Consider the following 13354-nt stretch of genomic DNA (forward strand, 5'->3'; position numbering starts at 1 on the left):
TAATTTTTCTTTAATATAACATAGATAAGTGAAAAACTCACAAAATAAGATTGGGGGGTCGATTAAAAGAGAAATTGATAAACCTTATCTCAAGATTAAGATAAGGTTTATCAATTAGAGATTACATTTGTGCAAGCAAATTTAAATACTTAGAGACCACATCGTAACTGAGCATTACAATTTGTACAAGTGTTACAACCCCCAATATCTTCAACGATTCCTTTACGACAAATTGGACAAGTATCTCCTACTTCTGAACCGTAGACCACATCATCAGTATGACCGCTTTGGGTATAATGATCTTTCTCAGCTAAATCAACTAACTGACGCAATTCTTCAACTTCATCGACAACACGTATTTCTTGATCTTCAACCTCAAAAAGAGCAATATTTTGATCTTTTTCATTTTCCTCTGCTTTGAGAGTAAGAACTTGAGAATCTCTTGAACCATCAACATAAACGGTTCCGCCTTTAGCTCCCCCACTGTATAAACGTTCATATATTTCTTCGACTTGTTGAACAGTATAACCTTTGGGGGCATTCACTGTTTTAGAGATGGATGAGTCTACCCATCGCTGGATAGTTGTTTGAACATCGACGTGTTCTTCTGGCTTTAATTCCATGGCTGAAACAAAAGTTTCTGGTAAGTGATCAGCATCTGCTTCTGGATGACGCCCTAAATATTCTTGAACAATTCCAGCGTTTACTTCAATAAACTTACCTAAACGTCCAGAGCGATAATATTTAAAGGCAAAATAAGGCTCAAGACCCGTAGCTACTCCAACCATCGTACCGGTTGATCCAGTAGGAGCGACTGTTAGTAAGTGAGAGTTTCTAATGCCATGTTCTAAAATACCCTGATGAATGTGCTTAGGTAATTTCTGCATATAACCTGTTGAAATAAAGTTTTGACGCAATTGTTTCGTTTCTTCATCGGTTGAACCTATTAGGAAGGGGAAACTTCCCTTTTCTTTGGCTAATTCAATCGAAGTTTCATAAGCAGTGATCGCAATCGTTTGGAAGACTTTATCAATCAATTGATTACCTGAAGCAGAACCATAACGTTGATTAGTATAGATCAATAAGTCAGCTAGACCCATAACACCTAAACCGATTCGGCGCTCTCCTAAAGCTTGATGACGATTGGCTGCTAAGAAATAAGGGGTAGCATCGATAACGTTATCTTGCATACGCACACCAACACGAACCGTTTCTTTCAATTTTTCAAAATTAACCGTGTGTTCATCTTTATTAGCCATATTTGCTAAGTTTATAGCTGCTAAATTACATACAGAATATGGAGCTAAAGGTTGCTCACCACAAGGGTTAGTGGCTACGACTTTTTGGCCATAGGCTTTAGCATTGGTATCCTTATTAGCATTATCAATAAAGAAAATACCAGGCTCTGCTGAATAGGTGGCACAAATATTAATCAATTTCCATAGTTCACGAGCGGGAATACTTCGGTATGTTCTGACTGCATAACCCATCTCTTCCCAATCACGTACATCTCCTACTTGATGCCATTGAGTATTATAAGCATGCATTTCTTCTTTATTATAATGTTCGACATCAGGGAAACGTAAGTCCCAATCTAGGTTTTGCTCTACCGCTTCCATAAATTCCGAAGTGATAGTTACTGAGATATTTGCTCCTGTTAAAAAGTCTTCATTGTGGACTTCATAAGCACCCTTATCACGTAAAACAGCTCTAGAATGCTCAATGATATCTACATTAAAGCCACCAAAATCCTCTTTATTTTGATAGGAAGCAATTGTTTCATGCATTACTTGGTCATTAGGAGTGAGTGGAACAAATTTAAGTTTTTCCTGTGCTAGCTTTTGAATTAATTCATCTTCTGTTTGTTCAATTAAATAACGTAGAACGCGGGGGTTTTGCATTTTAGAAATGATAAATTCAATAATATCTGGATGCCAATCTGCTAACATAATCATTTGTGCACCCCGGCGCGAGCCACCTTGCTCAACAAGGTGAGTTAATTGAGCAATATCGTTTAACCAAGAAACAGAACCCGAGGACTTACCGTTTACTCCTCTTGCCAGAGTATTTCGAGGTCTTAGAGTGGAGCCGTTAGTTCCTACACCGCCACCGCGCGACATGATTTCCATTACTTCTTTGCGGTGTTCAGCGATTCCCTCGCGAGAATCAGGGACAAACGGCATAACGTAGCAATTAAAATAAGTAACATCCGTTTGTGAGCCTGCTCCATATAGGACACGACCAGCCGGGACAAAGTTTAAATTAGAAAGCTGATTATAAAAAGCTTCAAAAGAGCTTTCTTGTTTTTCTTTTGTACTTTCAATTTCAGCTAAACCGACTGCATTACGGTGGGCGATTTGTTCATAATATATTTCTAAAGGCTTATCTAAACTGTCAATGCTTCGCAAGATTAAGCCACTAAGGCGCTCTTTTTCGTTTTCAAGATTACCACGGTATTCTTCTTCTAATAAAACAAGAGCTTGACCTTTTTCCCAATCAAGTTCTTGCACAATACCAATACCTCTTGCAGGATAGGATGGATCAGGCTTTACAGTTAAGACTACTAAATCGCCAGCTTTTAGAGTTTTCTTAGCGGTGTCTTTAAAAGAATACCTGTCTAACATAACCATTCGTGAGACACCAGAGTGAGTGATTTTCATTTCCGATGTAACAGGAGTTACTTGAGGGAAATGTTTGATAGCCTCATTAAGATCTTGACGGTTCCATTCGACAGTCTTTGGAATTAAAGTATTCGTTTCCATAATCAGTTCAGCCTCTCTATTAAGATCTTCGATACATTTTGAATATTCTAACAAACATAGCAAGAAACACAATATATAGGATATAAAGATAAAATAAAGCCCAATATATTGTGTTTATTAAGTTCTGTAGTTTAGTATACTTGCTAAAAAACAAAATTTCAATCTTAAAAACACAAACATTGAATGAAATTATACCTATGACTACTTAATCGTGATTAAGAGACAAGTCCAAACAAATAGCTTTTCAAAAATAAAAAGATTGTGTATAATGGTCAAAGAAAGTCAATGTTAAACAAAATTAGCTTGAAGGAGGGTTGAATTTGTCCAGAAAAAATATGTCCGATATAATTGAAGCTTATCTTAAATCCTTCTTGCAAAACGCAGAACATGTAGAGATAAAGCGCAGCGATATTGCTGATCAATTTGACTGTGTCCCTTCACAGATCAACTATGTTATTAATACACGATTTACTCAAGAGCATGGTTATCTGGTTGAAAGTAAACGAGGGGGCGGCGGTTATATCCGTATTTTAAAAACTCAATTGACCTCGGATGCAGATGAAGTTGCTTCAATGTTAGAATTAATTGGCAATCAAATTTCACATCGAAATGGTGTGAATATTATTGAAACGTTGATTGAAAGAGAAATAATCACACAAAGGGAAGGAAGACTTATTTTATCAGTGATTGAAAAATCTGTCCTTCATGCGATTTCAAATCAAGATCAAGTGGCTCGAGCCATGTTGTTAAAAACTTTTCTCCATCAATTACGCTATGAATTAACTAGTTAGCTCTCAGTCGAGGATTATTAAATAGAGGTGAAATAAATGTTTGAAGAATTATTTACAGAAAGTGCACGCCAGGCTATGATGTTTGCAGCTGAGCATGCCTATGTTTTCCACCATCAAGCAGTTGGTACAGAACATATTTTGTTAGGATTAGCTCGTGAAGAAAATGGAATTGCCGGTAAAGTCTTAAGAGATTATGGGGCAGAATATGCTGTGCTTGTAGATGAATTAGAAATGATTCATGGAAAAAGCTTAAAAGCAGGTAGACGTGGTGAAGTGGTCATTCCTTATTCCCCACGCGCCAAAAAAGTAATAATGAATGCCTCTAGTGATGCTAAACGTCTTGGCGCTCCAAAAGTAGGGACAGAGCATTTACTTTTAGGCTTACTGAAAGAAGAAATACTCGCTACGGTATTATTGAAAAATATAGGAATTAATCTGGCAGAATTACGTAAAGGAATATTCGAGGAAATTGGAATTAATCAGCAGAAGCGTTCAGATAGTCAAAGTAAAAGAGGGCGACGTCAACAAAACACGAATACTCAATCTAATACTGCTACTTTGGATGGAGTTTCAAGAGATCTAACACAATTGGCACGCGAAGGTAAATTAGATCCGGTTATCGGTCGCGAAAAAGAAATTCGTCGTATGATTCAAATTATTTCTCGCAGAACGAAAAACAACCCTGTTCTTGTAGGAGAACCGGGCGTTGGAAAAACAGCGATTGCTGAAGGGCTGGCTCAAGCAATGGTGACAGGGAAAGTACCAAGTGAAATTGCTGAGAAACGTCTAATGATGTTAGATACAGCTGCTTTAGTTGCAGGGACTAAATATCGAGGCGAATTTGAAGAACGAATGAAGAAGATAATCGAAGAAATATCTCAAGATGGTAAAGTAATTCTTTTTATAGATGAACTCCACACACTTATTGGAGCTGGAGGAGCCGAAGGAGCAATTGATGCTGCCAACATTCTTAAACCGGCTTTAGCAAGGGGAGAAATTCAAACAGTGGGAGCTACAACCTTCGATGAATATCAAAAGCATATTGAAAAAGACTCTGCCTTAGAACGTCGTTTTTCTAAAATTGTGATTGAAGAGCCTTCTCAAGCTGAGTCTATTCAAATTATAACTGGACTAAGGTCTAAATATGAACAGCATCATCATGTGGAGATAAGTGATGAAGCGATTGAAGCGGCAGTCAAATTGTCCTCACGCTATATGAATGAGCGTAAGTTACCTGATAAGGCGGTTGATTTAATCGATGAAGCATCGGCTAAAGTAAGAATCGAAGAAGGCAAGCAAACTGATAATTTAGCAGAGCTAGAATTGCAACAAAAAAACCTAGCGAATCGTAAAGAACAAGCCATTCTCGACCGCAATTTTGAATTAGCTGCCGATATTCGAAAAGAAGAGCAAGATTTAGAAAAAGTTATTGAGAAGGCTAACAAAAAAGCCAAGAAAAAAAATGAACAAAAAGAATTAAGTTATCCAAAAGTAACCGCTGAACATGTAGCTGAAGTAACAGCACTGGCAACAGGTGTGCCAATCTATCAAATGGATGTAGCGGAAGCTAAACGTTTAGTTCATTTAGAAGCTGAGTTGCATGAACGCGTAATAGGACAAGATTCAGCCGTTTCTTCAGTAGCGCGTGCTATTCGGCGTGCTCGTTCAGGCTTGAAGAGTCCACAAAGACCAATTGGCTCCTTCTTATTCTTAGGACCGACTGGTGTTGGAAAAACAGAATTAGCCAAAACCTTAGCTAACTCCATGTTTGGTTCACAAGATAATATGATTCGTGTTGATATGTCTGAGTATATGGAAAAACACGCCGTTTCTCGTTTAGTCGGTTCTCCTCCAGGATATGTCGGTTATGACGAGTCTGGACAATTAACTGAAAAAGTTCGCCAAAAACCATATTCAGTGATTCTACTAGATGAAATTGAGAAGGCGCATCCAGATGTCTTTAATATCTTATTACAGGTTTTTGATGACGGTCATTTAACAGATGGTAAGGGTCGTCGGGTCGACTTTAGAAATACAATTATTATCATGACATCTAATATCGGTGCTACTGCTCTTCGCGACGAGAAGTCAGTTGGCTTCAGTGCGGTTAGCTTTGCTGATGACTTTAAAGCGATGGAAAAGCGTATCTTAGAAGAGTTAAAACGTGCTTTCCGTCCAGAATTTTTAAACCGTATCGACGAAACGATTGTCTTTCACTCATTGGATAAAGAACATATTAAAGAAATTGTTAAACTTCAAACCAATGAGATTGTTAAACGATTAGATGAATTAGAAATTAATGCGCGTATAACTGATACAGCAATCGATATTATAGCGGAAGCAGGATTTGATCCAGAATATGGAGCGCGTCCAATCCGCCGAGCTATTCAAAAACAAATTGAAGATGAATTAAGTGAGATGCTCTTGAATGGAGATATTGCTTTAGGAGATAAAATAACAATTGGTGGTCGCTCAGGATCCATTCGGATTAACAACCGATCAAAATAGCTGGAAAAATCGATGATCTTATCTAGAATAGTAGCCGAGTAAGCCTAGCTTATTCAGCTACTATTTTTTGATTATAATAATTGATAGTCTATCAAAAGCTGAAAGCATTTTACTATCTATTTTATACGTTTAGTGATAAGGTTTATATGAAGTAAAAAGAAATTAATAAAGAGGTGGAATATATTATGTTGAATAAAAAGAACAGATTGACCAATATCATCGCTGGTACAGCAATTGTTGCAGCCGTTACAGGCGTTATTCTTTATGCATATTTAGATGATGATGCTAATGAACGTGTAAGAGGCATGATTAACCGTGAGAAAGTCAAAGCTTATGTTAAGCATCAATTAAAAGGCTCCGATCATTTAGTGAATATCGTAAATGACCTTTCTGATGAAGAAGTAAATACTTTAGTAGGTATTGCTAATAAGACTAAGGCCACTCAGTCTCAAATGAGTGAAGGTTTTATTCAGATTATTAACCGTGCTAAAGAACTAGCTGATGATGCTGGTGAAAAAATGCATAATCTGTTTTAATAATTACAGATATATAGTCAAAAGCAACCTATAGATGGAGGTTGCTTTTTAATTTGAAATACTTTTATTTAAATAGGAGTCAGTGAATGGAGAATTTATTATTTAAAGAGTTGGATTCAAATCAACAGGTCCAGCATAAAAAATGGATGCTTGAAGCAATTAAGGAAGCAAAAAAAGCTGAAGCAATTGGTGAGGTGCCGATTGGAGCTGTCGTTGTATACAATGATGAAATAATTGGAAGAGGCTTTAATGTTAGAGAAAGTCAGCACCAAGCTACAGGTCACGCTGAAATATTAGCGATAAATCAAGCTAATGAAAGGCTACAAGCATGGCGGCTTCAAGGGGCTAAATTGTATGTAACTTTAGAACCTTGTCCAATGTGTGCTGGAGCATCTGTGTTAGCGAGACTTGAACAAGTAATTTTTGCTACCAGAGATCCTAAAGGGGGTTGCAGTGGCAGCTTAATGAATTTATTACAAGAGGAACGCTTTAATCATCAAGTGGAAGTTATTGAGGGGGTTTTAAAAGAAGAATGTAGCCAGATGATGTCTAATTTCTTTAGACAACTGCGACAGAAGAAAAAAGCAAAGAAGAAAGACAAGGCGAAATAGGAGGATATCCACAGAAAAGTTGTGCAAAAGACGACTTATGCACAACTTTATACACAGGCAAGAGATGAACCTTAGCTCTAAAACATGAATTTTACAAAAGGAGCCATTCATGCTATACTATAAAAAGGCAATGATGGATTCACGAACCGAGTCAGGACCGGAAGGTAGCAGCTATAAGTGATGAAGTCATGTGCCTATTTTATTTTGTCTAATTTCCTTATTAGATAGGCTTTTACAGTATTTTTTAAACTTAAAGGGTAGCAAAAAGATAACTTCTTATATTCTTGAATATTTTTATGAGGTCATCAAAAGCTATCATAACAACACATAATCTAAGCGCTGTCACATTGTTGTAAATGTGTGAAAGTGACTCATGCGACTTTTTGTCTTGATCGTCTATTTTATAAGCTTCTGAGGGGATCTATATCTAAAAGAGAGTACTCCTAGAAGATTATATAATTGAGAGTACATACCATGGTGAGTGTTATTTTACTTTTAAGAGACAAGCTAATAATATAGTTAATGTTGATTAAAAAATAGATTATTATATAGTTTAAACTTGTTGCAAAGGTTGATGATATTAAGTATATATAAATAAATACTTATTAATTTGCTAATCAATATAAAGATATATCGAATGTTTGTAGGGGTATTTTGCATAAGAAACTAAGCGACATACCTACATGGGTGCATGGGGGGAAATTACCTTTAGTATATTTAGTATTATAGGCGCCTTGAAAATCGTTTTTGATTTAATGTAATTTTCCACCTTATAAAGGTGTTTTTTATTCTCTGAAAAAATTGCATGTAAATTTACAAAATATTTACAATGAATTTACTTAAAGTTAATACTAGCATGCTATATTTTTGTCAACGGTCACTTTAAAAGGATCGATAACAAAGGAGGAAGCACCATGAAAAAAGTAATTAAGAAATTGATGGTGGGATTACTATCAGCTTCAATGTCAGTAACGAGTGTATTACCTTTAAGTCAAACTGTTCAAGCTGCAGAGCCAGTTAAATTATCATTCTGGCATGGAATGGGAGGCTCTGTTGGAGAAGCTTTACAAAAACTAGTAGATCAATATAATGAATCTCAAGATGCGGTGGAAGTTGATGCACAGTATCAAGGGTCTTATGACGAAACATTAACCAAATTACGTTCTTCTGCTTCAGGATCAGAAGTGGGTGCAGATGTGGTTCAAGTATTTGAAGTTGGAACAACCTTTATGATTGATTCAGGTTTAACGGTTCCAATTCAAGATTATGTAGATAAGACAGATTTTGATTTAGATTTATTGGAGCCTAATTTATTGGCTTATTTCACTATTGAGGATCGATTACACTCGATGCCTTTTAATAATTCGACCCCTTTAATGTACTATAATAAAGATATTTTTGATAAAGCTGGCGTAGAAGTTCCAACAACCTTAGAAGACTTAATTGAAATTGGACCCAAATTACAAGAAGCTGGTGCCGCTATGCCAGCATCTATCGGAATCTATGGTTGGTGGATTGATCAATGGTTTAACAAAATGGAAAAAGAAATCTTTGACCATGCTAACGGACGCGATGGAGCACCTGAATCAGTGGCCTTTATTGAAAATGGAGGTATGGAAAAGATTTTAACCATGTGGAAAAAAGGTGTGGATGCGGGTGTTATGCCTAACGTAGGTCGTGAGGGTGGACATCCAGAATTTATTGCAGGGCAATCAGCTATTACTTTTGGTTCCACTGCAAGTTTACGTCAATTGTTAACTGAAGTAGATGGGCGTTTTGAAATTGGTACGGCTTATTATCCTGGTATCGACTCAGAAGATAAGGGTGGCGTATCCATTGGAGGCGCTTCTCTTTGGATGATTGAATCAGATGATGAGGCTAAAAAAGATGCAGCTTGGGACTTTATTCAATTCTTAGTATCTCCTGCCTCACAAGCACAATGGAATGTTGATACAGGATATTTCCCAGTTAACCTAGCGGCCCACGAGGAGCAAAACTTTAAAGACAATTTAGAAGCATTCCCGCAATTCCAAACAGCGATTGATCAGCTGCATGATTCGACCGCAGATGATCAAGGGGCTTTAGCAGGTGTTGCTCAAGAAGCGCGTCAAGTTTTTGAAAATGAACTTGAAAAAGTTATTAATGGTGAAACAGATCCTAAATCAGCTGCACAAGCTATGGCAGATCAAATCAATAAAGCGATTGAAAACTACAATCAAGCCAACCAATAATTTAATGAATTAAATGTATAGATAATCGAGGGAGCTTCATTATTGGTGTTCTCTCGATTTTTTATGTGGAAGATTTTTGATGGGAAGAGGTGGAAAGATGGAAGAAATTGTAATCATCGAGTCAAAGAGAAGTACTTGGGAAAAAGTAAAAGGATATGGCTATTTACTCCCAGCGATGACAATCTTATCTATATTTATGTTCTGGCCATTTTTTCAGACCATTTATCGGAGTTTATTTTTGACCAATAATTTAGGACAAAATGCAGAATATCTTGGTTTGGGGAATTATACAGAACTTTTTGCAAGTGAAAGCTTTTGGAACAGTGTTTTAGTATCTTTTAAATTTGTTATTATAGTTGTTTTTGTAGGCGTTGTATTAGGCTTTATTACAGCACTTTTATGTCAAAAAACATTCCCAGGAATTAAAATTTTTTCAACTTCATACGCTATGCCAATGGCAATTGCGTCTGCTGGAATGGCCATGATTTTTCAAGTGATGTTAAATCCAACGGTTGGGATTGTGAACCGGATTTTGGGAACTTATATTAATTATCTCTCTCAACCAAGCAGTGCCTTATTAGTTGTGGGTATTTTGACCGGCTGGTTGAATTCAGGGATGAATTTTTTGTATTTCTCATCTGGCTTAGCCAGCATTGACGATTCTCTTTATGAATCAGCTTCGATTGATGGGGCAAACGGGATTAAGAAATTTATTTATATAACCATTCCATCATTGAAGCCAACCCTTTTTTTCGTGGTTGTAACCAACGTTATTAACGCTTTCCAAGGGTTTGGACAGATAAATATTTTAACCAAGGGTGGGCCAGGTCAAGCAACGAATGTGATTGTTTATGATATTTATCGAAATGCCTTTATGAATTATCGCTATGGCTATGCTTCAGCCGAGTCAGTTGTTTTATTTTCAATCGTTATGATCTTGACCATTATCATGTTTAAAATCCGTGGAAAGGAGAGTGCATAATGGCAGAACTTATTAAAGAAAATAAGGACAATAAAATTAAAAAAAGACGCGAATCAATCACTGTATGGAGTATTGTACGATTGCTTTTAAATATAGTTATGTTACTGATTGTTCTTTCGCCTTTATTGTACGGGCTAATGATGTCCGTTAAACCTTCTGGAGAGTTATACGATCCAGAAAGTGTTTGGTTTCCTAAAAATCCTACATTAACTAACTTTCTTGATGTTTTTAAAATAGCACCGATAGGAATTTATATAAGAAATTCAATGATTGTTGCAGTAGCCATCACTCTTAGTCAGTTAATAACTTCTGTCTTAGCTGCTTTCGCCTTTCGCTTTTTGAACTTCAAAGGTAAAGGGCTGTTATATGCATTGATCCTATCGACAATGATGATTCCAGGCGAAGCCGTTATTATTTCGCAATTCTTAATGATTTCATCTTGGGGTTGGAATGATTCCCTCTACGTGTTAATCATACCCTTTATTATTTCAGCCTTTAATATCTTCTTATGCGTTCAAGCCTTGCAGAGCTTTCCTTATGAAGTGTATGAAGCTGCTAAGGTAGATGGTTGTACAGATTTCAGATTTGTTTTAACCATTTTGATGCCTTTGATTAAACCAACCTTAGGAGCTATGTCTGTTCAATCATTCTTATCGGGATGGAATATGTATATGTGGCCTTTACTAGTGACAAATAATGATCAGAATCGTACCGTTCAGATAGGTATTAGCATGCTGAATTCGGTGGATTCACAGTCACTGGTTTTAATGGTAGCAGGGGTTATGATCTGTATGGTTCCAAGTCTGCTTATTTTTATTGTTGGATCAAGGAATATGGTAAAGGGACTTACGGCCGGAGCAGTGAAAGGATAAGGAGAGAATATTTATGGCGAAATTAAGTTTAAGAAAAGTTGCTAAAATCTATGATGATGGCTTTAAAGCAGTCAAAAATATTGATTTGGAAATTGAAGATAAAGAGTTCATCGTATTAGTAGGTCCTTCTGGCTGTGGCAAGTCAACAACTTTACGTATGATTGCTGGTTTAGAGAGTATTTCAGAAGGAGAACTCTGGATTGGTGATTTAAGGGTTAATAACTTACAGCCAAAAGATCGTGACATTGCCATGGTTTTCCAATCTTACGCGCTTTATCCACATATGAATGTTCGTGATAATATGGGATTTTCAATGAAGATGAATGGAATCAGTAAAAAGGATCGTCAATTACGCGTAGAGCAAGTTGCTAAAGCGCTTCAGTTAACGGAACTACTTGACAAGAAACCAGGCGCTTTATCAGGGGGACAACGTCAAAGAGTGGCTTTAGGTCGAGCTATGGTGCGAAATCCTAAGGTTTTTCTATTAGATGAGCCTCTATCCAACTTAGACGCTAAATTACGGGTATCGATGCGGTCTGAAATTACCCAGTTGCATCGTGAATTAGGAACGACCTTTGTTTATGTTACCCATGACCAAACAGAAGCCATGACAATGGGAACGCGAATAGCTGTGATGAATGCTGGAAGTATCGAACAATATGACACACCGGCCAATTTGTATTATAATCCATGTAATAAGTTTGTTGCTGAATTTATTGGGTCACCCATGATTAATATGTTCAATGGTAGATTAGTCATTAAAGATGGGAAAGTAAACCTTAAAATTGCTGATCAATCGTTTGAGCTCGCTGAAGAAGTTAAAGATCAGTTGCTTGTTGAAGTAGAAGACCAGGAAGTTTATATTGGCATTCGCCCGGAGGACATGCACCATAAGGCCGAGGGTTTAAACACCTCAGGTTTGAATGTTATCGCTAAAAATGTTGAGCAAGTAGGCTCTGACACTTTTGTTTATTTTGATCATCCTACTTCTAGTCGGGAGTTGGTGGCTCGTTTTTCACCGGCACGTCCTGTTAAAATTGGTGAAGAAGTTCAAGTTCAGTTGGACTTGAATAAAATCATGTTGTTTGATCAGAAAACAGAAGCGTCGATACTCAATCGAATAGTGGGAGAGGATTTTGATAAATAATGGTAAAAATTATTGCACATCGCGGTTATTCTGGAATATATCCTGAAAACACCATGTTAGCTTTCAAAGAGGCGGCAAAATTTCCGATTGAAGGTATTGAGTTAGATGTCCATTTAACTAAAGACCAAGAGGTAGTCATCATTCATGATGAAGCGATTGATCGCACTTCAACAGGTAGTGGCTATGTAAAAGATATGACCTTAATTGAATTACGTCAGTATAACTATTATGCTAACTTCAAAGAAACACAAGTTAAGTCCGCAAGAGACATTCAAATTCCGACTTTGCGCGAATTTTTTGAATGGATGCAGCCTCTAGATATTAAAGTTAATATCGAGTTGAAAACTAACATTTTTCGCTATGAGGGTCTTAATGCTAAAGTTTTAGAATTAATCAGGGAATTTAAATTAGAAGATCGTGTTTTGATTTCATCTTTTAATCACCACAGTGTGCGTGATTTTATGCGCCTAGCAGGGGATAGTAAAATTGAATACGGCTTTTTAACGGCGTCGGGTCAATTAAACCCTGGTAAATATTGTAAGGAACATGGTGTCGGTCATTATCATCCTGCTTTTGTGACTTTGGACTTAGAAGATATTGAAGAATGTCATCGTCAGGGAATCGAAATTAACACTTACACAGTCAATGAAGCTGATCATATCCAGATGATGATTGATGCGGGTGTGGATCGCATTATAACCAACTATGTTGAGAGAGCTTTAGAATTAATTTAAGTTCTAGCTAAAAAAATCCTTCTGGGTAAACAGAAGGAATCAGACTGTAGACAAAGCCCTCTAAATCACTATTTCTTAGTGGTTTAGAGGGCTTTTTTATGTATAATAATGGTTCTATAATAAATGGGGCTGTATCATAAGTCCATTTTTGCTATAACCTTTAAAATAAGACCCGAGATA

The 13354-nt window shown here is 36.8% G+C and carries 10 protein-coding genes and 1 other RNA gene; 10 read left to right on the plus strand and 1 reads right to left on the minus strand.

The features are described from left to right. Positions 1 to 149: 149 nt before the first annotated feature. Positions 150 to 2762: a vitamin B12-dependent ribonucleotide reductase gene (locus tag ACQV2G_RS04500; RefSeq protein ID WP_428876238.1), complete on the minus strand. Its 2613-nt coding sequence runs from the start codon at positions 2760 to 2762 to the stop codon at positions 150 to 152. Positions 2763 to 3082: 320 nt separating this feature from the next. Between ACQV2G_RS04500 and ACQV2G_RS04505 the strand changes: the two genes are divergently transcribed. The 10 genes from ACQV2G_RS04505 (at position 3083) to ACQV2G_RS04550 (ending at position 13174) form a co-directional block, all read left to right on the plus strand. Next, the gene (locus tag ACQV2G_RS04505) at positions 3083 to 3553 is read left to right on the plus strand and encodes a CtsR family transcriptional regulator (RefSeq protein ID WP_428876239.1); all 471 of its coding nucleotides are present in this window, start codon (positions 3083 to 3085) and stop codon (positions 3551 to 3553) included. Between the two features lie 36 nt (positions 3554 to 3589). After that, a complete protein-coding gene (locus ACQV2G_RS04510) occupies positions 3590 to 6061 on the plus strand; it encodes an ATP-dependent Clp protease ATP-binding subunit (RefSeq protein WP_428873097.1) in 2472 nt (823 codons plus the stop codon). Between the two features lie 185 nt (positions 6062 to 6246). Further along, the gene (locus ACQV2G_RS04515; protein ID WP_258437020.1) at positions 6247 to 6597 is read left to right on the plus strand and encodes a hypothetical protein; all 351 of its coding nucleotides are present in this window, start codon (positions 6247 to 6249) and stop codon (positions 6595 to 6597) included. An 86-nt stretch (positions 6598 to 6683) separates the two neighbouring features. Continuing rightward, positions 6684 to 7208 carry a tRNA adenosine(34) deaminase TadA gene (gene tadA / locus ACQV2G_RS04520; RefSeq protein ID WP_428873098.1) on the plus strand — a complete coding sequence of 175 codons (525 nt, stop codon included), beginning with the start codon at positions 6684 to 6686 and terminating at the stop codon, positions 7206 to 7208. A gap of 117 nt (positions 7209 to 7325) precedes the next feature. Next, an RNA gene (ffs, locus tag ACQV2G_RS04525) (signal recognition particle sRNA small type) lies at positions 7326 to 7416 on the plus strand. 706 nt (positions 7417 to 8122) lie between these two features. Next, entirely contained in the window at positions 8123 to 9439 is a 1317-nt protein-coding gene (locus tag ACQV2G_RS04530; protein WP_428875056.1) for an ABC transporter substrate-binding protein, read from the plus strand. 97 nt (positions 9440 to 9536) lie between these two features. Next, positions 9537 to 10421 (plus strand): carbohydrate ABC transporter permease, encoded by an 885-nt coding sequence (locus ACQV2G_RS04535; protein ID WP_428876240.1) that lies wholly within the window; start codon positions 9537 to 9539, stop codon positions 10419 to 10421. Further along, a complete protein-coding gene (locus tag ACQV2G_RS04540; protein WP_428873101.1) occupies positions 10421 to 11293 on the plus strand; it encodes a carbohydrate ABC transporter permease in 873 nt (290 codons plus the stop codon). Before ACQV2G_RS04535 ends, ACQV2G_RS04540 begins: the two co-directional genes overlap by 1 nt. Positions 11294 to 11306: 13 nt before the next feature. After that, entirely contained in the window at positions 11307 to 12440 is a 1134-nt protein-coding gene (locus ACQV2G_RS04545; protein ID WP_428873102.1) for an ABC transporter ATP-binding protein, read from the plus strand. Beyond that, positions 12440 to 13174 (plus strand): glycerophosphodiester phosphodiesterase, encoded by a 735-nt coding sequence (locus ACQV2G_RS04550; RefSeq protein WP_428876241.1) that lies wholly within the window; start codon positions 12440 to 12442, stop codon positions 13172 to 13174. Before ACQV2G_RS04545 ends, ACQV2G_RS04550 begins: the two co-directional genes overlap by 1 nt. Positions 13175 to 13354 lie beyond the last annotated feature (180 nt).

Source organism: Facklamia sp. P12955 (genome assembly GCF_050409565.1).
GTDB lineage: Bacteria > Bacillota > Bacilli > Lactobacillales > Aerococcaceae > Facklamia.